Genomic DNA, 24,896 nt, shown 5'->3' on the forward strand with positions numbered 1-24,896 from the left:
GTGCAGAAGCTGATTAAAATGCCTTTGGACTGGAAAAAGCGCTTCCCGAAGTTTGCCCGTGACCTCACGGGTTACCTCCGTGTAGGTACCAACGCCCATGACGACGCCCCCGATGCCCTTACAGGCTCCATAGAGTGTCGCCAGCCCCCCAAGAGAGTTAGTGTGGCGGAGATGTTTGGAAGGATTTAAGCGAATAGTGAAAAGTGAATAGTGAAAAACGCTATTCAGGCGCTCACTCTTCACTTTTCACTCTTCACTTTTCACTAAAATGTGATTCCCACGCTGGTAAAGATATTTCTCCCCATACGAGGGATATTTCCCCAATCGGCATAGGTGCTGTAATAGTTGTTGAGGATATTTTCTACACCAACCTCCCACCTTAGGGTCTGCTTACCTATAGGGAAACGATAGTTGGCCGAGAGGTTGTACACTATATAAGCAGGAGTACGGTCTTCTCCGTATTGGGGCGAATAGGCCGTCTGTGTAAAATCTCCATTGAAAGAGAAAGTTGCCCCTAAGCTCCCTTGGTTATACTGCAAGGAAGACTGATAGCTAAGTGGGCGAATAAAAGGAAGGTTTTCCCCCTCAAAGTCTGTACCCTTGGCATAGTTAAGTCCTCCTTTCCAGTGGAAGTGCTGTAGGAAATGGTAACTTAGGTTCAGTGAAGCATTGAAAATCTTGGCATGTGCCAGTGCTTCATACTTTTTCACCCCTACTGATGCCGCATTCATAGGAAAGGCTATACGCAAAATCTTACCCAATATATAGTTCTCTATATAGAAATGATTCACTTTGGCCTCCACTATAAGGGCTTGGTTTTCATAGCTAAGACTTCCATTCAGTTCGTAGGAAATTTCATTCTTAAGGTTGGGAGTACCTATATAGTCATAGCGGTCAAAGCTATTGTAGATATAGTACCCATAGGCCTCCGAAACAGAAGGTGCCCTATGTCCATAGCCTGTTCCCATGGAAAGGGTGAAAGGGGCTAATTTCAGCTGATAAGTAGCATGTAAGCTGGGCAGAAAACGGGTCTTATTCTCAGGGGAGTCAGCTGTATTTTGATTAAATACACGAATAAAATCCAAGTATTCTATATGGTTATGATGTACCCCCAGCGTGCCGCCTAAGGTAAATTGTTCCCTATCGGTTAGCTCCCACTGATTGGAGAACGAAAGCCCTCCATAGTTGGTCGTGACTCCAGGCCAAGTAAAGGCAAAGCCATTGACCTTGCTCCTGTCCTTAGGGTACATAGTCATTTCCGCCAGCGAATAGTTGGAATAACCATTAAGCTGAATATCAGCGGTATAGTTATCTTTCTTGAGGAGGATTTTGGAAGTAAGCCCATAAGTAGTTGTCCAGCCTGGCATGTCCATATGTACAAGGTTTTCAGGGCGCGTGGTATCGTCCATATAGTGCTCTATAGCATTGAAATAGAACTTAGAGTCCCAAACCTTGAGCATACCTTCCTCAAAGAGTTGCTTGAAGGAAAGTGAGGATATCAAGGCGCGTGCCAGCCAAGTGTCCATAGGCAGGGCAGGATAACCCACGTCCTTGGCCACATCAAAGATGGCATCGGCTTTCAGGGCAGAGAGCTCACTGGTTTTGTAGGCCAAGCCCAAGGAGGTATTGTATTTCTCAAATTGGGAGTGCTTGACCTTATCTCCATGTCCGTCCTTGTAGCTCTCGGCTTTGCGATAAGCAGCAGTTCCGTCGGCTACAAATTTCTCAGAGGAATAATAGAGGTCTGCCATACCAAAGCGATGGGCATTGTTTTGTTGGAAACCCAGCTGAGCCGAGCCTCCATAGGTAGGCTCTTCAGAGAAAGCTACTCGCTTGCGCTTGAGGTCTATCCCCCCTGCGATAGTTGCCCCATGCATGCCGCCTTCCTGTCCCGAATGTACATCTATTTTGGAGAGGTTGTTCGTCTCCACATAGGAGGTTACAGGGTCCATCTTATCGGTACAAGCCCCAAAGATGTGCATGCCCTCTATGGTGATGGAGGAGCGCTCTGTATTCATATTGTTAAGCATAGGCTCCCAAGCATAAGCCCCACGCTTGATAAAGCTAATGTTATCGGAAGTGGCCAAATATTCATCTACCGAACAAGAAAGTTTTACGTCCGATTGGATTTGTTTTTTACGAAATTTTTCGGCTACTACAACTTCCTTAAGGCGAATTATACTATCTTTTTTGCTTATCTGTCCGTAAGTAGTCGCTATAGTCAATAAAAATAGATATGTTATATATCTTTTCATACGTTTTTTAGAATAAAATATCAATATGAAGTTCACTTTGCTCACCGAAGACTCCCATTTTCACTGTATTAGGTACTTCAGTGCCTTTGATGACTCTCTTTTGAGCATCTTTAAGGATAAAATTAAGTGTCCAATAACCTGTCATGGTATAGTTCACCTTCCCATGATAGAAGCCATCTGCCCCTTGAGTCAAGTTTTGGTTGTCTGGAGACGAATGGTTTCCCATATCCTCCCCTGGCATACGAGGATCCAGCTCCAAGAGATAATGGTTAGCCACAGCATAAGTGCTATCGGGCTGTTGTACCCATATCCCCGCGGAGAGGTCATTGAGGGCTACCTTAGGAATTTCAGGAGCGGTGAGAGCAATCATGTATTTCTTGCCATCACGACCTTGAAACTGGGTCATATTAAGATTAGGGTTACGCGTGTCCCATACTGTAATCTCCTTTTCTGCCTGATACTGCTTACCTTCTATGACATAAGTAAGGTGCAGGTGCCAAGGCGTTTTGATACCTGTATGAGTGGCGTTAAGTACCGAATATTTTTTAGGCGTATCGAACACAGCAAATCCTTTGAAGATACGGCTATCTTCGCTGTTGTCAAGTACTTGGCTATAAGGGATATAGCTGGGTTTTCCACGCTCATTGGTACGAGTTATAGAAAGGGTAACTTTTTCCACATTGAGCTTCTCAAAGGTTTGTGCCGTAGTGATTTTCACTGCCAAGGCATTATAACCGCGCAAAAACTCTCCGCCAGAGGATTCAACAGAGATAAGGTGCTCATTCTCTTTTATTTGCGTTACTTCTTGCAGCTCACCACGAGAGGCAAAGTGGAGACGATTGCCAAAGGGTGTTTTCTCCACGGTACAAGAGGACAGCCCTATAGCAATAAGTATAAGGATATATATTTTTCTCATTTTTTTCTGATTTATAAATAGTAGAAACGTAAATAATGATTAATGCCAATAATGATTAATGCCAATAATGATTAATACCAATAATGATTAATACCAATAATGATTAATACCAATAATGATTAATACCAATAATGATTAATACCAATAATGACTAATGCCAAACTTATTAATCATTAATCATTAACCATTAATCATTAGCCATTAATCATTAAAAAACGGGGGGTCTCAGTGTTTCCTTAACTATATTTTCCCAAGTAGAAAAATGATAATAAAAAAGAAGTGTTTGTTCTGTAGTGCAGAGGACAAGCGTTTCAAATGTAGGAATTTTTACACAAAAAACCTCTGTTTGGTTTTTTGTAAAATCAAATTTTACATCAGTCTGTTCCTGTGTGTTTTCAGAAGATACTTTGGCTAAAAAGCACTTACCATCGCAGTGTTTTTGTGTATTGGTTTTGTTTTCACAGAAAAGAGTGATGAATTGTGTAGGATTGATTAGGTAATAAGAGAAAAAAAGCCCCCCACGTATGGCACTAAGCAGTACCATACAAGAGAGGATTACAACGAAAAAGCGTACTCTTTTTCTCATTTTTATCATAACTATTTGAAGAAAGAATCTACAAATTCGTATTTGTTGAACACTTGCAAGTCCTCAATTCCTTCCCCTACACCTATATACTTGACGGGAATCTGGAACTGATCGGAGATACCTATAACTACCCCACCCTTGGCGGTACCATCAAGCTTAGTGATAGCCAAAGCATTAACCTCCGTAGCCAAAGTGAATTGTTTGGCTTGTTCGAAGGCATTTTGACCTGTAGAGCCATCGAGTACCAAGAGTACCTCATCAGGGGCATAAGGCAAGAGCTTTTGCATCACGCGCTTTACCTTACTGAGTTCATTCATCAAATTAATTTTATTATGCAAACGTCCCGCTGTATCTATAATTACCACATCGGCCTCTTGAGAGAGTGCCGAAGAAAGCGTATCATAAGCCACCGAAGCAGGGTCACTGCCTGTCTGTTGCTTGACAAGGGGTACCCCTACCCTATCTGCCCATACTTGCAGCTGGTCTATGGCCGCCGCACGGAAAGTATCCGCAGCCCCTAAGACTACCTTGAGGCCTTTCTTTTTGAACTGATAAGCGAGCTTACCTATGGTTGTGGTCTTCCCTGCCCCATTGACACCGACCACCATGATCACATAAGGTTTGCGCTCGGTAGGGACAAAGAAATCCACCGCTTCTCCTCTTTCTGTTTGTGAGAGCAGTCCTGCTATTTCTTCCCTAAGAATCTTATTCAGTTCGCTTGTGCCCAAGTATTTATCCTCGGCTACGCGCTTCTCTATACGCTCAATGATTTTCAGAGTGGTATTCACCCCCACATCACTGCTGACCAAAACGCCCTCCAGTTCGTCCAAAATAGTGTCATCTACCTTGGATTTGCCTGCAATAGCACGAGTGAGCTTATCAAAGAATGAGGTCTTTGATTTCTCTAAGCCTTTGTCCAAGGTTTCCTTTTTTTCGGAGGAGAATAATTTTTTAAAAAAATTCATAGTCTTTTCTATTTGAAGCCTATTTTAGGAGTATCAGTATCCTCTTTTAGGGCTTTGGTTTCCATGTTGGTGAGTTCGGCTAAGGAACATGGTTTGGTGATGGTAGGCTCTTTTCCTATGGAACGCAGGTAATTATTGGCCTTCTCCACCGAAAGTTCCTTGAACTTATATTCAGCGATCAAGCGCCCTTTTCTCAAAAGCGCAGAATCAATCTTAGATATATCCGAGTTAAAGGTACAGATAAGCTGACACTCAAGCACATCGGAAAGCATACCATCGGCTATGTTTAGTATGGAGGAGACCACATCGGTATTACTGTTAAGTGCAGTACGCTCAGCTATATAGTTCTCACAATCCTCCAAGACCAAAACCGAGTTCTTATGATCTATAAGCACTCCTATAAAGGACGGATCCGTAAGAGAGGCGATCATAGAGGTAGGAACAAAGATAAATTTCTTGTTAGGTATCTGGCTGGTGAGCCACTTTATGTAGTTGGTCTTACCAGAACCCGCAATCCCGTGGAAGAGTACAATTCCCTTGTTCTCATCGGTGATACTCTTTTTCACTCGGTTGTGCACTTCCAAGAAATCATCGTTGTACATTCTATCAAAATCAATACGGAAAGGCTTGATTGTATGTGTTTTTACATCAAAACCATTCTGAGATTTGAGCAAAATGGAAACTTTTGCCTTTTTAGGCTGATATTTCTCTAAGTATTCAGAGAATAATGCCTTTAGTCCCTCTACTGAAGCAGATTGATTGTTGTTATAATACACATAATTGACCTTATAGAGTCCCTCTTCGAACATTTCGGAGTCATATTCGTTGGTCAGGTTGTGCGAAATAAGAATAAATACCTCCAACTTAGGGTGAAAATAACATTCCTCATCTTCGTAGAGTTTGTTGTTCTTAGAAGAATAGTCCAAGGTATAGAAATCCGTGCATTTTATAAAATGTTGGAGCTTATCTCGCTGGATAATCAGGTCGTCATTCGAGAGATAGATGTCGCACATCAAGTCCGATAACAAATATCTGAAAGGGGCTTTGGAGGTAAGATAACGATTCTTGTCAAAGAGTTCAAGTTCGTCATCTCCGTTTACGCCCAGTATTTTTATTTCCCTGTAATATTTTGATTCTAAAATTTTCATTAATGTTGGTTCCTTTTTTTAAGTTAATAAGTCAGGTCGTCGCTCCTCAGTGCGCTTATAGGCCTGTTCTTCGCGCCAAGCATCTATTTGGGGGGTGTTACCACTTAAGAGTATATCAGGCACCTTCCAGCCCTTATACTCAGCAGGCCGTGTATATACGGGCGGGGCCAAGAGGTTATCCTGAAAAGAGTCCGTCAGGGCAGAAGTCTCATCGGAGAGTACCCCTGGAATCAAGCGCACAATGGCATCAGCTAATACTGCTGCGGCCAACTCGCCTCCTGAAAGCACATAGTCTCCTATAGATATTTCTTTGGTCACGAAGTGGTCTCTCACACGCTGATCTACCCCCTTGTAGTGGCCACAGAGAATGATGATATTTTCCTTCAGAGAAAGCGCATTAGCCATAGGCTGATTGAGGGTATGTCCGTCAGGAGTAAGGTAAATAACTTCGTCATAGTTGCGTTCTGCCTTGAGTGCCGAGATACAAGCGTCAATAGGCTCTATCATCAGCACCATGCCCGCTCCCCCACCGAAACTATAATCATCTATTTGCTTGTAGTTGCCCAAACCATATTGGCGTAAATCGTGGAAATAGACACTAGCCAATCCCTTTTCCACAGCTCGCTTAAAAATAGAGTGTTGAAAAGGGCTTTGGAGTAACTCTGGAACAACCGCTATAATATCAATTCGCATTTAAGAACGATGTTTGTTAATCTCATCTTGCAATTGGCGGCGTACTTTCTGTTCGCGCTCAATGGCTTTGGTACGATATTCCTCGTATTCGTTTTGTAAATCTTCCAAATCCTTCAGCGCCCCACGAGTAATGCTGTTGGAACTGGTAAAGCGAGAAATAAATACCACCAAAAGTATGGCTAAAATCACGATAATCCCCCATACAATAATAGAATATACCCCTTTTTCTATGGTAATTCCTAGGAAATCTATGCTATCATTGCGATTTTTCTCTTTATCAAGCTCACTTTGGAGGTTTTGTATATTGAGATTTAGCTCTTTTATACGAGAGGATTGCGCACTGATAGTGTCCAATTTCTCACGAAGTAATGTTTTTTGTCCACTAAGACTATCAAGTAATGATTTTTTAAAGGTATATATACTTTCTTTCTTTACGAGCTTGAACTTTTCCCAGTTTCCTGACTTATCCACCAGTTCATCAAACTGACCTTCTATGGTTGCAGGATATTGCTTTTCCTCTTGGGGTGCTTCCGCTGTTGTACGAGAGCGGGTTGGTGTAAGTTCTTGTTGTTGTTCAGTCTCACTCTGTGCTGTAGCCAGTAAAGAAGAGAGGGCAAAACCAATAATAAATAATTTTCGTGTCATTTTCAGATTTATATTTTTTATTTCTTGTGCAAAAATACTATTTTTTCTCTAATAAAATACCCTATCATTTATTATTAACAAAAATTTGTTTACCATGAGCATTTACCACAAAGAGGAGCAAGAAAAGCCCTCACTTGGAGCATATCCTTGTTCCTCTTTTTATTGTAGCTAACCTAAAAATTGTTACGCTTCTACGGATGAGGGGGGTTAGTTCTCTTTCCAGCCTGAGAAACAGCCATTTTCCCCATTGCTATATTGCTTTAAGCTGTCATTTACATCTTTGAAAAGTTGGAGAATATCTCTACCTCCCTCGGTAAGGATGCTATGACCTCCTGCTTTTCCTCCCGCTTCTTTGGCTACAATTTCAAAGGAGGAATTTCGGTTCATTTCTTGAATCATGCCCCATGCGCGACGATAAGGAATATTTAACACTTTTGCAGCTTCTGAGATAGAACCCAAAACATCAATCTGCTCCAAAAGTAATGCCTTAACTGCATTAATTTGCAGCCCCGTATCGGTCTCTATCCAGATATTCCCTTTTATTTTTAGATTATTTTCCATGATGTTTCTCAGCTAAATTGGTACCTTACAGCGTATTTTAAGTTGATAATCAGAAAATTACCTATTCTCAAATCGTAATGCAAATATACACATTTATTTTGAAAAACACAATATTTTTTTCACTTTTGTCGCAACACTTTAATAATCAATAATTTGATTAGTCATTGGTCATTAGTCACTGTCACTTGTCATTAGTCACTAATATGCGCGTTGTTTATTCCCTTCATAGAAGTTGATAAAGGCCTGATTGACTACTCTATTACCTCCCACGGTAGGATAATCGCCTGTGAAATACCAGTCACCCAAGTTCTTAGGACAAGCCTTGTGTAGGTTTTCCACACTTTGGAAGATAATATCTAAATCGCACTGCATTGCCTCTGGTCGCAAAAGCTCTGTAATCTTTAGAGATATTTGCTCTGTGGTGAAAGGTGCATAAAGTTCTTTGACATAATTGATAATTTCCTCATCGGGCTTGTTTTTTTGAGCGAGACATTTCTTATAAATGGCCTCCACTACCCCATAGGTACCTGCGTCCTTGTGTAGAGCAAGGGTTGCCTCAAAGGCTATAAGGTCTTCCAAGCGTGCCATATCTATCCCATAGCAATCAGGGTAACGAATCTGAGGGGCTGAGGAAAGTACTGTTATTTTCTTGGGTTCTAAGCGGTTGAGGATATTGAGGATACTCTTCTTGAGCGTAGTACCTCGTACGATACTATCGTCAATAATCACCAAGTTATCCTCATGTTTTCTTACCGAACCATAGGTAATATCATACACATGGGCAACCATATCCTCCCTACCTGCATCTTCAGTGATAAAGGTACGTAGTTTTACGTCCTTAATGGCTACCTTCTCTATACGAGGGCGTACTGAAAGGATTTCATTAAGGCATGCCTCATTCAGAGTGGCACCTTGCTGAAGGATTTGCTGCTTTTTCTTTTGGTTAAGATCTTCAGATACAGCCTCTATTAGTCCATAAAAGGATGTTTCTGCCGTATTGGGGATATAGGAAAAGACGGTGTTCTTCAGATCATTATCAATAGAGCGAAGTACCTGTGGCAGAAGCAAAGCGCCTAATTTCTTTCGCTCTAAGTAGATTTCCTGATCACTACCACGAGAAAAGTAGATACGCTCGAACGAACATGCCTTGCGGTCTGTGGGTTCCAAGATCTGTTCTATCTGTGAGGAGCCATCTCGTTTGATAAGAATGGCTGCCCCTGCGGGTAGCTCTTCCACTTGCTCAAAAGGTGCATTAAAGGCTGTTTGTATGACGGCTCGTTCGGAAGCTACTACCACCACTTCGTCGTCCTTATAATAATAAGCAGGGCGAATAGCGGCAGGATCTCTAATTACAAAGGAAACCCCATGCCCTACAATACCTGCCATGGCATAACCTCCGTCCCAGCGTGCAGCTGCCCTCTTGAGTACCTTGACCATATCCAGTTGCTCCATAATCAGTGGCGATGCCTCTCGCTTACTGATACCCTCCTGCTTGAGTCGGCGGTAACACTCCTCTACTTCGTTGTCCAAGAAGTGACCAATACGTTCCATAACAGTAATCGTATCGGTCTTAGCAATTGGATGTTGGCCAAGCTCTACCAACTTGTTGAAGAGTTCATTGACATTGGTCAGGTTGAAGTTTCCAGCCAAGATAAGGTTGCGATAGATCCAGTTGTTCTCTCTAAGGAAAGGGTGTACATTCTCTATGCTATTTTTCCCAAAAGTACCATAGCGCACATGGCCTAAATACACCTCGCCCAAGTAGGGTATGAGTTTTTTAAGGGCTTGTACATCTGCTTTAGCCTCTGGGTGACTCTTGAGCAGTTCGTTGATATGAGAGTTGATTTGCTTAAAGATATCCTGAATAGGTTGGGAATCATTTGAGCGCACACGTCCTATATAGCGCTCGCCTGGTTGCATATCAAGCTTAATATTGGCGATTCCTGCCCCATCTTGCCCGCGATTGTGTTGTTTTTCCATCAGCAAGTACATCTTATGCAACCCATAGAAGGGGGTTCCGTACTTTTGTTGATAATATTCTAAAGGTTTAAGAAGGCGAAGTAGTGCAATTCCGCATTCGTGTTTGATAGCATCACTCATTTTTTAGACAACTTTTATTTCAAATTGGGTCAATTCTTTCAAGCAGAAAAGGCGTCGAAGCACTTCCTCCTTGGTCAGAGAAAGTAATCTCTCTACTCCCATCTGTTCTACGCAGAAAGAGGCCAAGGTAGTGGCATATACCAAGGCATTTTTCATGTTTTCAAAGGAGACTTCTCCTGTTTGTGCCATATAACCTATAAAGCCTCCTGCAAAAGTATCTCCTGCTCCCGTAGGGTCATATACCTGTGTCAAAGGCAAGGCAGGTGTGAAGAATCTTTTTTCTTCATGGAAAAGCATAGCGCCATGCTCTCCCCTTTTGATAATGATATAAGAAGCGCCTTTTTGTTGTAACTTCTCTACTGCCCTAAGCAAGACAGTCTCTCCTGTAAGGGCAAAGGCCTCCTCATCACTTACGGTAAGCACATCGGTTTTTCGGATAAGTTCTTCTAGCAATTCAGGTGTATGATCTATCCAATAGTTCATGGTATCAGAAACCACAAGGCTTGGTCTTGAAGAGAGTTGCTCCAATACCTGAAGTTGTACTTTAGGGTGTAGGTTTCCCAGCAGTACAAAGGAGGCATCGGAGAACGCTGGATTTATTTTAGGCATATAGCCACTAAGTACATTTTCCTGAGTCTCAAGTGTCTCCCTTTTGTTCATATTGGTAAAATAACGCCCACTCCAAAAGAAGCTGCGCCCTGATTGTACTTTTTCTATTTGGGAAATATCTATCTCACGTTCTATAAGGTAGTCCAAAAAAGATTGTGGATAGTCCTCCCCTATGACCGATACGACGGCCTGTTCTACATCAAAGATAGCACTTGCCAAAGCACTATAATTGGCGGCTCCTCCCATGGTGCGCTCCACCCTGTTCAAAGGCGTCTCTATAGTATCAAAGGCTAAAGTTCCTACTGTAAGTAGTTTGTTGTTCATCTCTATTGAAAATCTCTTTAATGAAAACGCAAAGGTACTACTAATTTTTGGATTAGCAAATATTTTATAACTTGCGTCTAGGCGCTTTTGCCTTCCTCTATCTTATTGACTATCAGAGCTACAGCTCCATCACCTGTTACATTACAAGCGGTACCAAAGCTATCCATAGCCACATAGAGAGCAATCATCAGTCCTTGTTGCTCCTCATTGAAGCCCAACATAGAACCTAAGATACCCAGTGCAGCCATAATTGCTCCCCCTGGTACCCCTGGGGCAGCTACCATAATAATGCCTAGCATCATGATAAAGCCTGAGAAGAGTTCCAAGTCAAAAGGCATACCTTCCAAAAGCATCAAAGCCATAGCACAAGCGGTGATTTTCATGGTGCTTCCCGAAAGATGTATAGTAGCACACAGTGGAATGACAAAGCCTGCAATACGAGGCGATACCCCCATCTTTATGGCCTGTTGTAGGGTAATTGGAATAGTCGCTGCGGAGGATTGGGTACCCAAGGCTGTAGCATAAGCTGGCAACATGGTTATAAGCGATTTGAATGGGTTTCTCCCTGCAATCCCTCCTGCAATTAGGTACTGTATAATCAAAAGGAGTATGTGCATGACAAAGAGTACCACGATGAGCTTAAAGAACACTTCTATCACAGAAACTACTTTCCCTCCAAAGGTGATTTCAGCGAAGATAGCCATGATATAATAAGGCAATACAGGGATAATGGCCTTGGCAATGAGCCAGCTAACGATCTCACCAAACTCCTCAATCACTCCAGAGAGTACTGATTTTTCCTTAAGAGAGAGACCGATCCCCATGATAAAAGAAAGCACCAAGGCGGTCATCACATCGGCTATAGGGGGCATCTGGATAGAGAAGAAAGGAGTGAGTACCTGTTCATCTCCCATAGGTTTTATATGCTGATTTTCAAGTAACGAAGGGAATATCGCCTCCGAAGCAAAATAGGTAGAAAAGCCTGAAAATAAGGTGAATGAATAGGCAATTCCCACCGTAATGAGCAGCAAGCGTCCTGCACTCTTGCCCAATTTGCTAATGGAGGGCATCACAAGCCCCATAATAATCAACGGTATTGCAAAGCCTAGAAAGCTACCAAAAAGCCCCTTGAAGGTCAGTAGTATTCTATAAATCCACTGAGGGAACCAGCCCTTGAGAGTGAGCCAGCCCAAAAGAATTCCCAAGAGTATTCCACAGAATACCTTGAATAGTAGGTTTGTGTATATTTTTCTGAGTTTCATATCTTATATGTTTAACGATTATTTCTAAAAATCTATATAATAAATAAAGTAAGCACAAAACCTCCCCTCCTTGTGGGAGGGAGGTTTTAGTTATTTTACGTATGAGAGACTTAGAAAGCCTTGATACGGTACATCATACCCAAGCTCACACGATTCGTGCTTTTCGTTAGATTGGATACTTCACGACTTCTGCCCACATAGGCTAAGAAGAAGCGCAAGTCTTGTGAAGGGAAAGGTAAGTACTCTACCCCTCCGTAATAACCTAAGCCTGTCATCTTATTACCTGCTAAATCACTTTCCGCAGTTTCGTAGATTCCTTGGGCAAATATGTTAAGCGAAGGTATAGGTTGGTATTCGCCCTTAAGTACAAAGGTGTTATACTTTGTATCTTTGAGAGGCTGTCCTTTTCCGTTGTTGCTCATTGGGGTATAGTTAAGTCGGTCTAATTGTTCATCAGCTCTCATGTAGTCCAAAAAAGCTTGGAACTTAGGTAAAGCCACACGGGTACCGAGCATTACCATAGTATTGTTATAACCGTCCGCTTCACTTTGTAGACCTACTCCCCAGCGAGTTTGTAGTACGCCATCAAAGAGAGAACCATTCCAGTTGAGTATATAGGTAAGCGGTACATTACTTTGTTTTAACCCTGTACTATTTGCATAGATATTCTCAAAACTATCATTACGCACATCGGTTACTTGTAAGTTGAACTCATGATTGGTATTAGGAGCATAGGTAATCATACCACCAAGCATAAAGTTGTCTAAGTGATCTATGTAATCAGAGTATTCATAGATATTCATTGGGTTCAAATCAAACTCATAACCTCCCCATGCTTGGCACATCTTACCCACAGTAAGTGCCCACTTATCATCTATATGAAAACCTGCATAGAGCATATCGGTAGCTGTAGCCAAATTGTCCAATTTCACGGCAGCTGTAGGACGGTTCAAGCGATGACGGAAACGGTAAAAGATACGGTCGGTAATATTACCTCTTACTTCCAAACGCAACTGGCGGGCAAAGAATTTTGTAGTCATATCCTGACCCTCTGCTTTTTCAGCATCAAGGCTGGATTGGAAGTTAAAGTACATATTGAATCGCTTATCAATAGGGTTAATACCCTCTGGTGAGGTTACAGGCATAGACTGTGCTTGCTTGATCTGCTCCAATTCAGCCTTTAATTGATTGATTTGTCCCTGTAGATCTTCTTGTGCAAATGCCCCCATAACAGATAGGAACATAGCTGACATAAATAGTTTTTTCATTTCTGTGTATTCTTTGTGTTTTTCTATAAGCATAAAAGGCAAAAAGTACAAAGAAATGTCTCTTTTTACTTTTTGCCTTACCTTTAAGTATTAATACTCATTAAAATATTGTTGGATCTGTTGCCAATCCTTAGTCTTAGTAAGCGCCAACATCAGTAGCACACGTGCCTTTTGAGGATTAAGGGCTCCAGAGGCCACAAAGTGATATTTGGCATCATCTACTTCAGCATCCAAAGTAGTGGCTCCTGTAGGTACACGAGAAGAACGTACAATCTGGATACCACTTTGTTGTGCTTTCACAGCTAGGTCAAATATAGTATGGTAGAAATTACCATTTCCTACCCCAGCATGCACAATACCATCGAACTTCGCATCCATGAAAGCCTTCATAGGAAGTTCAGATACATTGGAGTAGCTATATACAATTCCTACTTTAGGAAGCGCTTTTAGGTTATCCACATTGAAAATAGATTGGGCAGTATGCTTATTGTCAGGAGTACGTCCAAAGAATACTTTTCCATTGTGGATATAAGCTAAAGAGCCATAATTAGCCCCTCTGAAAGTATCTACAGAGGTAGTATTGGTTTTGATAACATCCTTGGCATCAAGAACAATATCATTCATACATACCATAACTCCACGACCTTGTGCATTTTTATCAGCAGCCACAGCTACTGCATTGTACAAGTTCAAAGGACCATCGGCACTCATTCCTGTAGCAGGTCGCATAGCCCCTACCAGTACCACTGGTTTGTTACTATGTACTGTAAGGTTTAGAAAGTAAGCGGTTTCCTCCATCGTATCGGTACCATGAGTGATTACCACTCCATCATACCCTTCCTTATTAAGGAGTTCATTGATACGCTTAGCGAGTTTTAGCCATACATCATCATTCATATCTTGAGAGCCAATTTTTACAATTTGCTCTCCAGAGACATCGGCTAAGTCTCTCACTTGGGGTACTGCTTGTAGGAGTTGGTTAATACCTAGTTCTCCCGCTTTGTAATTAGTTTCAGTAGCGGACTTGCTCACTCCTGCAATAGTACCACCTGTTGCAAGAATACGTACTTTCGGTTTCTGTGCGAAAGCTACCACGGACACTATTAATAATAGTGTAAGGGCAATTTTTTTAATTGTTTTTTGCATCTTGTATATTAATTTATTACTTTGCGATAGAAATTTTTACGAGTACAAATATACGATTTTTGTTGCAAAATAACAAGAAAAAAAATATATTTTTTTAAATAAATTATATCAGACAATTAGATAAGCTTCTCCTTTTCTGATTTTATCTGCAAAATATTCTATATCATGCTTTTCTAATTCTCTAAGAAACTCTTCCTTGAATGGTTTTACAGCATAGTGCATAGGACAAGGCGTTTCCTCAGAGCAAGCTCTAATTCCCAAGAAGCAAACGGAGAACTTATCCACCCCATCTATATGATGAACAATAGTAGCCAAAGGTGCTTTCATTTTCTCTTCTGTAAGATAAAAGCCTCCTCCTGGCCCCTTAGCCGAACAGATAGCGTTTTTTTTAGCCAATATCTGTAAGAGTTTGGCCAAAAAAGCGGTAGGAATATGTAAGGCCTCGGATATTTCTTTCACTCCTTTTTTGTTTTCTATGGAGGAATGCAGTGCTAAATAGAGTACTGCATTGATTGCATATTTGCTTGAATTTGATAACATTTTTCAGTGTTTAGATTAATCTTTTTAGTGGGCATGCTCAAGTCTTACCTCATAGCCCTTTGTGGACTAAGGCAGTACCTTATAAGTGTCTCCACCATTGGAACCTTCTATTACCGAAATGAGTGATTCCTTGGAGAGCTTCTGAGCGTCGTAGGATATGGTAGCCGTCTTGGCATCAAAATCCACAGAGGCTTTGGCTACTCCATCGGTTTTGTTGAGATTTTTCTCTATAGTAGCGGCACAACCATGAGCACAGGTCATACCTTCTATCTTGAGAGTAACCTCTTGTAATTGTGCATTGTCAGTAGCTGCTTTTTGTTCTTGTTGAGCAGCTTCTTGGGGAGTGTTTGCTGTGTTGTTAGCACAGCCCATAAGTGCTAATAATAGAACTGATAAGGTTAGATATTTCATAATTCTAATTAATAATTATAAGATAATACACAAAAAGCCCTTCAGTAGAAGAGCATTTTTGCATATTATGGTTTCATATTTATTATTTTAGAAGAACAATCTTCTTCTTACTGTTTGTTGTTCTTCGGCAGTAGGTACATAGCTGTCTTCCACTGCTTTGAAGAACTTGTTATGCAACATCTTGGTGATTGCAATATTTTGTTTAGCTTCATCCAAAATTAGGTGTACCAAGAACTGACGATTACTTGATGAGAAGAGTACGTGCAATTGTTCTTTAAGAGCGATTTCAATACGATCTATATTCTTATCGTCAAGCCCTTCCACATATCCCATTGCTTTAGTAGCCTGACGTAAGATTTCTACTTGGAAAGCACTTGATAAACGGTTATCCACGTTAGAAGCTGCTTCATAAGCAATAGTATTACCATCATTTGTACTTACCACAGTGATTGAAATAAATCCTGGCACCTCTTGGCGCATAGCCTTTACATAGGTTTCAAATAGATTTGTATCCATAAAATTACTATTTATTTACTTGTTCAAATTTTGCACAAAGGTATAAACTTTTTTCTTATTTAAAAATATTTTGCGACTTTTTTTTTGCTTTTTTTCTCAACATGGTTTTCAACATATTTTTCAACCATACAAATGTTAAGAAGAAGAAAGTTTAAATTGTTATTATTTATTAATATATAATTCTAAATCAGCTATTTTATCCGATAAATTACAATAATAAATCAATAAAAAGTTAATCACTTTTTAAATGCTTTTTTATTGAAAATAATCAACAATCCCACCGCCACGGAGATAGCTGTATCGGCAATGTTGAAAATTGGGTCAAAAAAAGTGAATCTTTGTCCTCCATAAAAGGGAATCCAGTCGGGAAGTTGCGCATCTATAAGCGGAAAATAGAGCATATCCACTACCTTACCATGGAAAAGTGTGCCATAAGGTTCCTTACTCATAAAGGTCGCTACATTATTTACACTATGGTCAAAAATCACTCCATAGAATACTGAATCAATGATATTGCCCAAGGCACCTGCAAAGATGAGTGCTATAGAGATAATCAGCACTTTAGGGGCTTTCTTTTTCACTGATTGCCATAACCAGTAGCCAATCCCTATGATGGCTACAATCCTGAAAATACTCAATATGAGTTTGCCATATTTCCCAGGAATTCCTACTCCCCAAGCAGCTCCTGGATTTTCAATAAAATGTATATGAAACCAATCAAATACATGAATAGACTGGTCTATCATGAAATGGGTTTTGATATATATTTTACTGGCTTGGTCTAACAATAATACCAAGAATATAATAAGGCCTGCGTGGGATAACTTCATAACACGGGTGTAAAAGTGCGGCAAAGATACAACTTTTAATGGTTTAAAATTACAGATTTATCATATTTTTTTTGATTTTCATCCAGTGGGTAGAAATTGGGTAGTTCTCGCAAGAATATATAGGCTTTCCTTTCATAGTCTATCTGGTAGAAAATATGTTGTAATCCATTAGTTACCATGAGGTTCTCAGCTTTTAGGGTAAGGTTATAGCGAGCTATTTGGTCAAAAACCTCTTGGGTGATCCCCACCTGTGGGGCCTTGCACTCCACCACCAAGAAAATACTTCCATCGGGGCGATAGATAACAATGTCGTAGCGCTTGGTTAAGTGATTGATTTGTATGCGTTTTTCCACATTCATGAGCGACTGGGGGTAGCCCCTATCCTGTAAGAGAAAGCGTACCGCATGTTGCCGTACCCATTCTTCAGGAGTAAGCACCACAAATTTTTTTCGGATTATATCAAAAATATATCGTTTATTTTCATTACTTTTGAACCGAAATTCGTACGTAGGGAAATTCAATGTTTGCATGGGTGCAAATATACAAAAAGAAAATTAGAAACACATAGCATGAACGAAGTAGAAAAAATTTTAGCTGAGTTAAAAAAACAAAATTATAGTCCCATCTACTATCTATGTGGGGAAGAGCCTTATTTTATTGACGTAATCAGTAACTATATAGAACAAAATGTACTCCGTGATGATGAAAAGGCTTTCAACCAGCAAGTGGTTTATGGCAAAGATATCACCATAGACGCCCTTATTCACTATGCCCGCGAGTATCCCATGATGGCCGAACGCCGAGTGATCATCGTCAAAGAAGCCCAAGAGCTTAGCCGCACCATAGGTCAGCTACTCCCCTACGTGGAAAAACCGTCTCCAACTACTATTTTGGTACTTTGTTACAAATATGGCAAGATAGACGGAAAAACCAAACTAGCCAAGGAACTCAAGAAATACACCACTCTTGAGAGTAAAAAACTCTATGAGAGTGACACTGTTAAGTGGGTAAATAGTTTTTTGAAAGAAAACGGATATAGCATCAACCAAGTGGCTTGTCAGCTATTGGTAAGTTTCTTGGGTACCGATCTGAGTCGTATAGCCAACGAACTGAACAAACTCAAGATTATCCTCAAGCCAGGTACTGAAATCACCCCTACCCATATAGAGGAAAATATAGGTATCAGCAAGGATTTCAACGTGTTTGAATTGCAAAATGCCATTGGCAGGAAAGACCTTCCTAAGGCTATGCAGATCATCAAGTACTTCAATGAAAACCAGAAGGATAACCCCATGCCCATGATTACAGAGAACCTGTATCGCTATTTTAAGAGCCTTTTTATCTTCTCTAGCCTTACAGGCCGTACCGATGCTGAACTGGCTAGAGAAATGGGAGTAAACCCTTATTTCTTAAAAGATTACCGACAAGCTGCCTCCCTCTACCCATTGAAGAAAATCAGCTTTTGTATGGAAGTTATCAAACAAGCTGACCTCAAGAGCAAAGGGGTTGAAAGTGGGTCTATCTCTTACTATGATATACTGAAAGAAACAATTATTTCAGTGATTAGTGATTAGTAATTAGTGAACAGTGGTTAGTGGTTAGTGGTTAGTTTCTAGAGACTAACAACTAACAACTAACAACTAACTACTAACTACTAACTACTAACTACTGACAACTTACTACTGACCTCTAACTCGGTTAAATGCTTGTACTACCTCGCTATGAGAGACGGTTTTATCCTTGAAATAGTCCATCAGTTGTTGTTTTTCCTCTGGGGTAGCCCCTAATTGGTTTAGTATATTGACTAAGTGCATTTTCATATGCCCCTTTTGGATACCATGGGTTACCAAGGAACTCACTGCGGCAAAGTTCTGTGCCAGTCCTACACAAGCAATAATCCTCATCAGAGCTTCTGCAGAAGGGTTTTCAAGTATTTTTAGGGCTGTTCTTACCATAGGGTGTAGTTTGGTAAGTCCCCCTACAGTACCTATAGCCAAAGGTATCTCTATACTATAATGGAAGATACCATCTGTGAGGGAGGCTTGAGTAAGACTCTTATACCTACCCTCCTTGGCGGCATAGGCATGAGCGGCTGCCTCCACGGCTCGAAAGTCATTTCCTGTGGCAATAACCACGGCATCTATCCCATTCATAACCCCTTTGTTATGAGTTACCGCACGATATACATCGGCATTGGCTACTGCGATGGCACGGACAAAGTCGGAGGCAAACTCCTCCCCTGTAATGTCATTATAGGACATTTGGCTAGTAGGTGCAGAGACCTCAGCCCTTACTAAGCACTGAGGAGTATAATTGGAGAGAATACTCATGAGTACTTCGAGATTTCCATGGGTGATATGTGTGAGAGCTTCGCGCTCAATGGTTTGAGTCATCTGCTCCAAACATGAATTGATAAAGTTAGCCCCCATGGCATCTCCTGTAAGGAAAGTAACAAATACCTGATAATAATGCTCCAAGGAATCCGTCATATCCTTGAGCATAATGGAAGAGATCCCTCCTCCCCTTTTGCGCATGTTTTCAGTAAGCGCACTTGTGTCTTCGTATAGAAGCGCGTCTATTTGGTTAAAGAATTGGAAGAGTTCCTGTTTGTTCCCGTCAAAGAACAGATGAATATGGCCTACCTTTTCCATGCTACGTACCTGACAGTGGAAGCCTCCATGTTCAGACCAGAATTTGGCCGCTTTGCTTACGGCAGCCACCACTGAACTTTCCTCTACCACCATAGGCACTGTATAATTGAGACCATCAATTAAGAAATTAGGCGCTACGGCAAAGGGTAGGACATAGTTACCTATAGCATTTTCTATAAAATCATCATGTAACTTTTGCAAATTACTATCGGCCAAATCATAAATTGCAAAAACCTGCTCAGCAGAAGGCTCCTTATCAAGATAGGTTTGGCATATCCATTGACGTTTTTCCTCCTTAGAGAGTTTAGAAAAACCTTTAACCATGTTAGTATTCATATATCTAAACTGTAAATCTTATTCTGTATAAAAGCGTATCATTCTCTCAATAGCACGGGTACATACAGGGCAGAAATCATTACTATCAATAGAATTCATTCTGCAATCCTGCATAGGACTATACATACCCTTAGATAAGTAGCCGCCCCCCTCAAAGGCTCCCACTTTCTGTTGGTACTTGGCTATACGTGGTGTAGGAATAGGGGTGCGTTTCTCCACCATATCCTTCCACTTACTCCCAAAATCCACCAAAGAGGTAATATTGGGTTCCCAAGGCTCTATTTTAAGGTTGTAGCGGCTTCCCATTCCCTCTTCGTAACTGTACTCATCGGCAAGGCCTACAAAACCATGGCCAAACTCATGTACAAATGTTTTTTCAGCTAAAGAATTATCCGACACATTGAGATTCAATAGATTATAAAAAGCACCACCCCCATACTCTTTGGTATTGACCACCACAAAGAGTTGATCATAAGGCACAGCCGCTGCTACATCAGCCACCTTAAAGAATGAGGGACAAGTGAGGTATCTGTCCATGCCAAAGGAATAAAAATGGCTATCAAACAACGTATTCTTATAGGCCAACACCCCAGCCAAGTCGGTGCCACTCTCTTGAGAAGGCGCCAACACTGCGCAAATATTGAAGTCCGCTTTGTGTTTGCTATAAGGAGCAATAGAGAACAAATAATCAAATAAGCGCTGGGTATCGGCGACAAACTTGTCCATTTCCTCTTGTGTATATCCTTCAGGAAGTACTACTATATCCACTTTCCGCTGAGGTGCTCCATTGCTGAGCAGCTGTTTGATAGGGAACTTCAGTGGAGTATCTTTGACAATCCTATAATCGGTAGGGTCTACAGAAGTAGAGAAAAGAGTTGCGAAATTTCCATCAGTCTTCCTATGGTCGAAATTCACCTTAACCTGTGCTTTAGGATAAGGTACTTGAAGAGGAACCTCAAAAAACTCCGTTTTAGCCTCATCGGTTTCTAAGCTTTGCCATTCTTCCAAGAGTGTAATAAACCCCTTGGAATACAACACCTTACCCGATACAGGATCTAATACTTGTATGCGATATTCCCCTTGATTGGGGTGTATCAAGTTCGTATGAGAACCTCCAAAAAGCGGTTCCTGCTTGAGTCCTTTGAGAGCTACCTGAGTGGTACGCTTAGTCCCAAAAAGAAAAAAATCCAATCGGAGTGCCTCCTTAGTGAAATAAGCATCATAGGACTGAGCCACCGCTATTTGTAAGTATAAAAACGAAATAAAAAATAATATGTTTCTCATATACAACTCATTTGTTAAGACGTAATATTTATTCGTTAAGATGCAAAAAATAGCATATCTATTCTATATTGTATTGTTTTATTTTCCGATAAAGGGTTCGCTCGGAGATTCCTAGTTCCTTAGCCGCTTCTTTTCTCTTACCCCTATGCCGTTCCAAGGATTTCTGTATCAGCTCCACCTCTTTGTCCTGCAAAGAAATGGGTTCTTCCTCCTGTATTTCCTCAGCAAAATCATAGTTACCATGCTTCCCCACATGCGAAGGCGCTTTGTCATGAGAGAGGAGCATCATAGCAGGTTCATTCATATCAGTAGGATAGGTCACCTCAGAGCCATAGATCTTATGGATAAGCGTCTGGTTCTCCTCCTGTACTTTGGGGGTATTTCCCTCCTGTATAAGCTTAAATGTAAGCTGTTTGAGATCATTGAGGTCATTACGCATATCAAAAAGCACCTTGTAAAGGATTTCTCTTTCGGAAGCAAAATCACTCTCGGCTTTGCTCTGAGAGACTGTAGCAGGCAAGTGACTTACCTTATCCTCAGGAAGATAAGAAAGCAGTGTTTCAGCAGAGATTTCCCTTTTCTGTTCCACTACAGATATTTGCTCGGCTATGTTTCTCAACTGCCTTATATTACCAGGCCAACGATAGTGTAAGAGTTCCTTGACTGCTTCTGGAGAAAGTTGGATAGTAGGCATATGATATTTTTGAGCAAAATCTGAGGCAAATTTTCTAAATAGCAGATGGATATCCTCTTTGCGTTCTCTAAGAGGCGGGAGGAAGATCTCCACCGTATTGAGCCTATAGTACAAGTCCTCACGGAAGCGTCCCTTCTTGAGAGCCTCCTGCATCTTTACATTGGTAGCAGCCACAATACGCACATCGGTTTTGCGAGGAGTGGAGTCCCCTACGCGGATAAACTCCCCATTTTCCAAGACCCTCAAGAGTCGTACCTGTGCCGAAAGAGGTAATTCGCCCACCTCATCAAGGAAAATCGTGCCCCCATTGGCCTCCTCAAAGTAACCTTTTTTATCCTCCTTGCCAGAGTGTGTGAAGCTACCTGCCTTAAAACCAAATAGTTCTGAATCAATCGTACCTTCGGGGATTGCCCCACAGTTGATAGCTATATATTTTGCATGTTTACGAGCTGAAAGCGTGTGAATAATCCGAGCAAAAGCCTCTTTACCCACGCCACTTTCCCCTGTGATGAGTACAGAGACATCAGTAGGGGCGATACGAACGGCTTTTTCTATGGCTAGATTCAGCTTGGAATCGTTGCCAATAATACCAAAACGTTGTTTTACAGATTGAATATCCATGTTATGGAGTACCTTTAGTTTAAGATATGAAAAACTCTGCAAATGTACAAAATTAATTTACAATATACAATTTAAGTAAGATATTTACGTGATTTAAGCGATATTTTTAGTACCTTTGCACTCATCAAAGCATACAACCATGATACAATCCATGACAGGCTTTGGCAAGAGCCTATTGCAACTTGCTGATAAGAAAATCATTATAGAGATAAAGTCTCTCAATAGCAAGGCCATAGACCTCAACACCCGTATTGCACAAGCCTATAAGGAGAAAGAATTAACTCTTAGGAAACTGATTTCCGACACCCTAGAGCGCGGAAAGATTGATTTTACCCTTACGGTAGAAAACACCTCTGCCTCAAGTACTTCCACGCTCAATGCCCCTGTTGTTCTCGGCTATATAGAGCAGATGCGAGCCATTTCGCCCAATGGGCCTGATGTAGAATTTCTCAAGATGGCCGTACGCATGCCCGATGCGCTGACTACGCCTATGGAAGAAGTAGATGAGCGGGAGTTTGCCCAAATAGAGGAGGTGTTAGTCTTAGCCCTCAAGCAATTACAAGCGTTTCGCAGTAGTGAGGGCGCTATTTTACAGAAAGATTTTGAGCTACGTATCAGGAACATACAACAACTCCTGACCCAAGTAGAAGCACTTGACACAGAGCGACTTGCCGCCATCCGTAGTCGTATGGAGCGCGCTGTGGAAGAAATTAGAGACCGAGTAGATGAGAATCGTTTCGAGCAAGAGCTTATCTTTTACCTTGAAAAATTGGACATCACCGAGGAGAAAGTACGGCTTGCCAATCACCTAAATTACTTTCTTACCACGCTGGAAGAACCCCAGTCCAATGGGCGCAAATTGGGCTTTATCGCTCAGGAGATAGGGCGCGAAATCAACACCCTAGGTTCCAAAGCCAACCACGCTCAAATGCAACAAATCGTGGTGCTGATGAAAAATGAATTGGAGAAGATAAAGGAGCAAGTGCTCAACATTCTTTGATAGTGGCAAGTGATGAGTGACGAGTGACTAATTCCTATTGTGGTATTTGTCACTCGTCACTTGTCATTAGTCATTAAAAGATGTCTCCTTCTTTGAGTTTTTCGGTGTTTTCGGCCAGTTGGAGTTCATCAATCAGGCGCTGGATATCTCCATTCATAATATTGCCTAGATCGTAGAGGGTCAACCCAATACGGTGATCCGTTACGCGTCCTTGTGGATAGTTATAAGTACGTATCTTGGCACTTCTGTCACCACTGGAGACCATACTTTTACGACGTGCAGAGTCGGCCTCCATTTTCTTAGCCAATTCCATTTCGTAAAGACGAGAGCGGAGCACCTTTAAAGCCTTATCCAAATTCTTATGTTGGGATTTCTCATCTTGGCAACGCACCTCTATCCCTGTGGGAATGTGTTGTAGCTGAATAGCCGAGTAAGTTGTATTAACCGACTGACCACCAGGCCCTGTGGAAGTAGTACGAATGATCTTGACATCCTCCATATTGAGTTCCACATCAAACTCTTCCGCTTCGGGGAGCACCATTACGGTTGCGGCGGAAGTATGTACTCGCCCCTGTGTTTCTGTTTGTGGCACGCGCTGTACACGATGTACGCCCGCTTCAAACTTGAGTGTACCATATACATCTTCTCCATTGATTTCCAAAATAATTTCCTTGAACCCGCCAGAGGTACCCTCGTTCATATCCATTACAGAGACACTCCAGCCCCTATCCTGGCAGTACTTATTGTACATACGATAGAGGTCGCCTGCAAAGATAGACGCCTCGTCCCCACCTGTACCTGCACGGATTTCCATCACTGCATTTTTGCTGTCTTCGGGATCCTTAGGAATGAGTAAGAACTTGATTTCTTCCTCCAGCTGAGGGAGTCTTTCCTTAGCTTCTTCCAACTGAAGGCGAGCCATTTCGGTCATTTCCTCGTCACTTCCGTCCTTGATAATTTCCTCGGCCTCAGCAATATTGGCTGTTACAATTATATATTCTTGGCGCTTGTCCATGAGCTGTTTCAGCTCCTTGTATTCCTTAGTAAGTTGTACATAGCGCTTTTGGTCGGCTATGATATTGGGTTGTATAATAAGGTCAGAAACCTCATCAAATCGTTGCTTTACAATATCTAATCTCGCTAACATATCATTTCTTTTTGCGGGTGCAAAAATACAAAAAAGTTTTTAGTTTTCAGTAGTTAGTTTTTAGTTCTGATCATTTTTTTGTACAACTAAAAACGCTCCTTTTCAATCTGGCACTTAAAGGATTAAGGAAGCTATCTAAAAAGCTGACATTCAGAGGAAAAGCTTATATTCTCTGCTATTAGAGCTAAACTAAGCGCCTCTAAATCAAATATTTTTAGTTTTTTTCTTTGGTAGAGTTGAGATTTATTTCCAAAGAGATTTGATAATACTTCAAGAATTTTTTTGTAACTTTGCTCCAAGTTGTTCATTACATTTAATTATTTGAAGTTCAATCAAATGAATAATTTTTTATTGAGGTGTCAAAATAATTTCATATATTTACACTCTG

At 41.2% G+C, this 24,896-nt stretch carries 24 protein-coding genes and 1 pseudogene; 3 read left to right on the forward strand and 22 right to left on the reverse strand.

Translation table 11 applies throughout. From position 1 onward, the window contains the following. Window positions 1–189 (forward strand): annotated as a pseudogene (locus tag HMPREF1154_RS13460) (terminase); the annotation flags it as partial. Window positions 190–263: 74 nt separating this feature from the next. Here HMPREF1154_RS13460 and HMPREF1154_RS02695 read toward each other — a convergent pair. From HMPREF1154_RS02695 to HMPREF1154_RS02780, 18 genes are all read right to left on the reverse strand, one after another. Further along, window positions 264–2,255: a TonB-dependent receptor gene (locus HMPREF1154_RS02695; RefSeq protein ID WP_009641025.1), complete on the reverse strand. Its 1,992-nt coding sequence runs from the start codon at window positions 2,253–2,255 to the stop codon at window positions 264–266. Between the two features lie 7 nt (window positions 2,256–2,262). Next, on the reverse strand, window positions 2,263–3,171 hold the full coding sequence (locus HMPREF1154_RS02700) for a hypothetical protein (RefSeq protein WP_009641013.1): 909 nt from the start codon (window positions 3,169–3,171) through the stop codon (window positions 2,263–2,265). A 208-nt stretch (window positions 3,172–3,379) separates the two neighbouring features. Further along, window positions 3,380–3,757 (reverse strand): hypothetical protein, encoded by a 378-nt coding sequence (locus tag HMPREF1154_RS02705; protein WP_009641021.1) that lies wholly within the window; start codon window positions 3,755–3,757, stop codon window positions 3,380–3,382. A gap of 11 nt (window positions 3,758–3,768) precedes the next feature. Continuing rightward, window positions 3,769–4,722 carry a signal recognition particle-docking protein FtsY gene (gene ftsY, locus HMPREF1154_RS02710; RefSeq protein WP_009641032.1) on the reverse strand — a complete coding sequence of 318 codons (954 nt, stop codon included), beginning with the start codon at window positions 4,720–4,722 and terminating at the stop codon, window positions 3,769–3,771. Window positions 4,723–4,730: 8 nt separating this feature from the next. Next, the gene (locus HMPREF1154_RS02715) at window positions 4,731–5,870 is read right to left on the reverse strand and encodes an AAA family ATPase (protein WP_009641034.1); all 1,140 of its coding nucleotides are present in this window, start codon (window positions 5,868–5,870) and stop codon (window positions 4,731–4,733) included. 18 nt (window positions 5,871–5,888) lie between these two features. Beyond that, window positions 5,889–6,563: a tRNA (guanosine(37)-N1)-methyltransferase TrmD gene (gene trmD / locus HMPREF1154_RS02720; protein WP_009641031.1), complete on the reverse strand. Its 675-nt coding sequence runs from the start codon at window positions 6,561–6,563 to the stop codon at window positions 5,889–5,891. Beyond that, entirely contained in the window at window positions 6,564–7,208 is a 645-nt protein-coding gene (locus HMPREF1154_RS02725; RefSeq protein WP_009641012.1) for a hypothetical protein, read from the reverse strand. A gap of 207 nt (window positions 7,209–7,415) precedes the next feature. Then, entirely contained in the window at window positions 7,416–7,769 is a 354-nt protein-coding gene (locus HMPREF1154_RS02730; protein WP_009641016.1) for a winged helix-turn-helix domain-containing protein, read from the reverse strand. A 198-nt stretch (window positions 7,770–7,967) separates the two neighbouring features. Further along, window positions 7,968–9,869, reverse strand: a complete 1,902-nt coding sequence (locus HMPREF1154_RS02735) for a class II glutamine amidotransferase (RefSeq protein WP_034566779.1) — start codon at window positions 9,867–9,869, stop codon at window positions 7,968–7,970. A 3-nt stretch (window positions 9,870–9,872) separates the two neighbouring features. Further along, window positions 9,873–10,802, reverse strand: coding sequence for a PfkB family carbohydrate kinase (locus HMPREF1154_RS02740; protein ID WP_009641023.1), 930 nt, complete (start codon window positions 10,800–10,802; stop codon window positions 9,873–9,875). A gap of 77 nt (window positions 10,803–10,879) precedes the next feature. Continuing rightward, window positions 10,880–12,064 carry a dicarboxylate/amino acid:cation symporter gene (locus HMPREF1154_RS02745; protein WP_009641018.1) on the reverse strand — a complete coding sequence of 395 codons (1,185 nt, stop codon included), beginning with the start codon at window positions 12,062–12,064 and terminating at the stop codon, window positions 10,880–10,882. A gap of 110 nt (window positions 12,065–12,174) precedes the next feature. After that, the gene (locus HMPREF1154_RS02750; protein WP_050999695.1) at window positions 12,175–13,332 is read right to left on the reverse strand and encodes a porin; all 1,158 of its coding nucleotides are present in this window, start codon (window positions 13,330–13,332) and stop codon (window positions 12,175–12,177) included. Between the two features lie 90 nt (window positions 13,333–13,422). After that, the gene (ansB, locus tag HMPREF1154_RS02755; RefSeq protein WP_009641037.1) at window positions 13,423–14,478 is read right to left on the reverse strand and encodes an L-asparaginase 2; all 1,056 of its coding nucleotides are present in this window, start codon (window positions 14,476–14,478) and stop codon (window positions 13,423–13,425) included. A 108-nt stretch (window positions 14,479–14,586) separates the two neighbouring features. Further along, entirely contained in the window at window positions 14,587–15,018 is a 432-nt protein-coding gene (locus tag HMPREF1154_RS02760; protein WP_009641020.1) for an RrF2 family transcriptional regulator, read from the reverse strand. Window positions 15,019–15,084: 66 nt separating this feature from the next. Further along, window positions 15,085–15,429: a heavy-metal-associated domain-containing protein gene (locus HMPREF1154_RS02765; RefSeq protein WP_009641030.1), complete on the reverse strand. Its 345-nt coding sequence runs from the start codon at window positions 15,427–15,429 to the stop codon at window positions 15,085–15,087. Window positions 15,430–15,516: 87 nt separating this feature from the next. Further along, complete coding sequence (locus HMPREF1154_RS02770; RefSeq protein WP_009641027.1) at window positions 15,517–15,945, reverse strand: hypothetical protein; 429 nt, start codon at window positions 15,943–15,945, stop codon at window positions 15,517–15,519. Between the two features lie 236 nt (window positions 15,946–16,181). Then, on the reverse strand, window positions 16,182–16,775 hold the full coding sequence (locus HMPREF1154_RS02775; protein ID WP_034566782.1) for a lipoprotein signal peptidase: 594 nt from the start codon (window positions 16,773–16,775) through the stop codon (window positions 16,182–16,184). Between the two features lie 35 nt (window positions 16,776–16,810). Further along, on the reverse strand, window positions 16,811–17,305 hold the full coding sequence (locus tag HMPREF1154_RS02780; RefSeq protein ID WP_050999694.1) for a type I restriction enzyme HsdR N-terminal domain-containing protein: 495 nt from the start codon (window positions 17,303–17,305) through the stop codon (window positions 16,811–16,813). 39 nt (window positions 17,306–17,344) lie between these two features. Between HMPREF1154_RS02780 and holA the strand changes: the two genes are divergently transcribed. After that, entirely contained in the window at window positions 17,345–18,349 is a 1,005-nt protein-coding gene (gene holA, locus HMPREF1154_RS02785; protein WP_009641017.1) for a DNA polymerase III subunit delta, read from the forward strand. Between the two features lie 105 nt (window positions 18,350–18,454). Here holA and HMPREF1154_RS02790 read toward each other — a convergent pair whose 3' ends face one another. Genes HMPREF1154_RS02790 through HMPREF1154_RS02800 form a run of 3 tightly spaced genes read right to left on the reverse strand, consistent with a single transcriptional unit; the run spans window position 18,455 to window position 22,361 of the window. After that, entirely contained in the window at window positions 18,455–19,762 is a 1,308-nt protein-coding gene (locus HMPREF1154_RS02790) for a hydroxymethylglutaryl-CoA reductase, degradative (RefSeq protein WP_083846537.1), read from the reverse strand. Between the two features lie 18 nt (window positions 19,763–19,780). Next, window positions 19,781–21,046 carry a M64 family metallopeptidase gene (locus HMPREF1154_RS02795; RefSeq protein WP_009641019.1) on the reverse strand — a complete coding sequence of 422 codons (1,266 nt, stop codon included), beginning with the start codon at window positions 21,044–21,046 and terminating at the stop codon, window positions 19,781–19,783. A 58-nt stretch (window positions 21,047–21,104) separates the two neighbouring features. Continuing rightward, entirely contained in the window at window positions 21,105–22,361 is a 1,257-nt protein-coding gene (locus HMPREF1154_RS02800) for a sigma-54 interaction domain-containing protein (protein WP_009641029.1), read from the reverse strand. A 139-nt stretch (window positions 22,362–22,500) separates the two neighbouring features. Between HMPREF1154_RS02800 and HMPREF1154_RS02805 the strand changes: the two genes are divergently transcribed. After that, window positions 22,501–23,361 carry a YicC/YloC family endoribonuclease gene (locus HMPREF1154_RS02805; protein ID WP_034566791.1) on the forward strand — a complete coding sequence of 287 codons (861 nt, stop codon included), beginning with the start codon at window positions 22,501–22,503 and terminating at the stop codon, window positions 23,359–23,361. 73 nt (window positions 23,362–23,434) lie between these two features. Here HMPREF1154_RS02805 and prfA read toward each other — a convergent pair whose 3' ends face one another. Continuing rightward, on the reverse strand, window positions 23,435–24,508 hold the full coding sequence (prfA, locus tag HMPREF1154_RS02810; protein ID WP_009641035.1) for a peptide chain release factor 1: 1,074 nt from the start codon (window positions 24,506–24,508) through the stop codon (window positions 23,435–23,437). Between the last annotated feature and the right edge of the window lie 388 nt (window positions 24,509–24,896).

It is taken from the genome of Capnocytophaga sp. CM59 (assembly GCF_000293175.1).
In the GTDB taxonomy this organism is placed as follows: domain Bacteria; phylum Bacteroidota; class Bacteroidia; order Flavobacteriales; family Flavobacteriaceae; genus Capnocytophaga; species Capnocytophaga granulosa.

What these genes read in the sequence shown, in the direction of transcription:
- HMPREF1154_RS02695 (WP_009641025.1), bottom strand. Translation starts at nt 2,255, where the DNA reads ATGAAAAGATATATAACATATCTATTTTTATTGACTATAGCGACTACT.
- HMPREF1154_RS02700 (WP_009641013.1), bottom strand. Translation starts at nt 3,171, where the DNA reads ATGAGAAAAATATATATCCTTATACTTATTGCTATAGGGCTGTCCTCT.
- HMPREF1154_RS02705 (WP_009641021.1), bottom strand. Translation starts at nt 3,757, where the DNA reads ATGAGAAAAAGAGTACGCTTTTTCGTTGTAATCCTCTCTTGTATGGTA.
- ftsY (WP_009641032.1), bottom strand. Translation starts at nt 4,722, where the DNA reads ATGAATTTTTTTAAAAAATTATTCTCCTCCGAAAAAAAGGAAACCTTG.
- HMPREF1154_RS02715 (WP_009641034.1), bottom strand. Translation starts at nt 5,870, where the DNA reads ATGAAAATTTTAGAATCAAAATATTACAGGGAAATAAAAATACTGGGC.
- trmD (WP_009641031.1), bottom strand. Translation starts at nt 6,563, where the DNA reads ATGCGAATTGATATTATAGCGGTTGTTCCAGAGTTACTCCAAAGCCCT.
- HMPREF1154_RS02725 (WP_009641012.1), bottom strand. Translation starts at nt 7,208, where the DNA reads ATGACACGAAAATTATTTATTATTGGTTTTGCCCTCTCTTCTTTACTG.
- HMPREF1154_RS02730 (WP_009641016.1), bottom strand. Translation starts at nt 7,769, where the DNA reads ATGGAAAATAATCTAAAAATAAAAGGGAATATCTGGATAGAGACCGAT.
- HMPREF1154_RS02735 (WP_034566779.1), bottom strand. Translation starts at nt 9,869, where the DNA reads ATGAGTGATGCTATCAAACACGAATGCGGAATTGCACTACTTCGCCTT.
- HMPREF1154_RS02740 (WP_009641023.1), bottom strand. Translation starts at nt 10,802, where the DNA reads ATGAACAACAAACTACTTACAGTAGGAACTTTAGCCTTTGATACTATA.
- HMPREF1154_RS02745 (WP_009641018.1), bottom strand. Translation starts at nt 12,064, where the DNA reads ATGAAACTCAGAAAAATATACACAAACCTACTATTCAAGGTATTCTGT.
- HMPREF1154_RS02750 (WP_050999695.1), bottom strand. Translation starts at nt 13,332, where the DNA reads ATGAAAAAACTATTTATGTCAGCTATGTTCCTATCTGTTATGGGGGCA.
- ansB (WP_009641037.1), bottom strand. Translation starts at nt 14,478, where the DNA reads ATGCAAAAAACAATTAAAAAAATTGCCCTTACACTATTATTAATAGTG.
- HMPREF1154_RS02760 (WP_009641020.1), bottom strand. Translation starts at nt 15,018, where the DNA reads ATGTTATCAAATTCAAGCAAATATGCAATCAATGCAGTACTCTATTTA.
- HMPREF1154_RS02765 (WP_009641030.1), bottom strand. Translation starts at nt 15,429, where the DNA reads ATGAAATATCTAACCTTATCAGTTCTATTATTAGCACTTATGGGCTGT.
- HMPREF1154_RS02770 (WP_009641027.1), bottom strand. Translation starts at nt 15,945, where the DNA reads ATGGATACAAATCTATTTGAAACCTATGTAAAGGCTATGCGCCAAGAG.
- HMPREF1154_RS02775 (WP_034566782.1), bottom strand. Translation starts at nt 16,775, where the DNA reads ATGAAGTTATCCCACGCAGGCCTTATTATATTCTTGGTATTATTGTTA.
- HMPREF1154_RS02780 (WP_050999694.1), bottom strand. Translation starts at nt 17,305, where the DNA reads ATGCAAACATTGAATTTCCCTACGTACGAATTTCGGTTCAAAAGTAAT.
- holA (WP_009641017.1), top strand. Translation starts at nt 17,345, where the DNA reads ATGAACGAAGTAGAAAAAATTTTAGCTGAGTTAAAAAAACAAAATTAT.
- HMPREF1154_RS02790 (WP_083846537.1), bottom strand. Translation starts at nt 19,762, where the DNA reads ATGAATACTAACATGGTTAAAGGTTTTTCTAAACTCTCTAAGGAGGAA.
- HMPREF1154_RS02795 (WP_009641019.1), bottom strand. Translation starts at nt 21,046, where the DNA reads ATGAGAAACATATTATTTTTTATTTCGTTTTTATACTTACAAATAGCG.
- HMPREF1154_RS02800 (WP_009641029.1), bottom strand. Translation starts at nt 22,361, where the DNA reads ATGGATATTCAATCTGTAAAACAACGTTTTGGTATTATTGGCAACGAT.
- HMPREF1154_RS02805 (WP_034566791.1), top strand. Translation starts at nt 22,501, where the DNA reads ATGATACAATCCATGACAGGCTTTGGCAAGAGCCTATTGCAACTTGCT.
- prfA (WP_009641035.1), bottom strand. Translation starts at nt 24,508, where the DNA reads ATGTTAGCGAGATTAGATATTGTAAAGCAACGATTTGATGAGGTTTCT.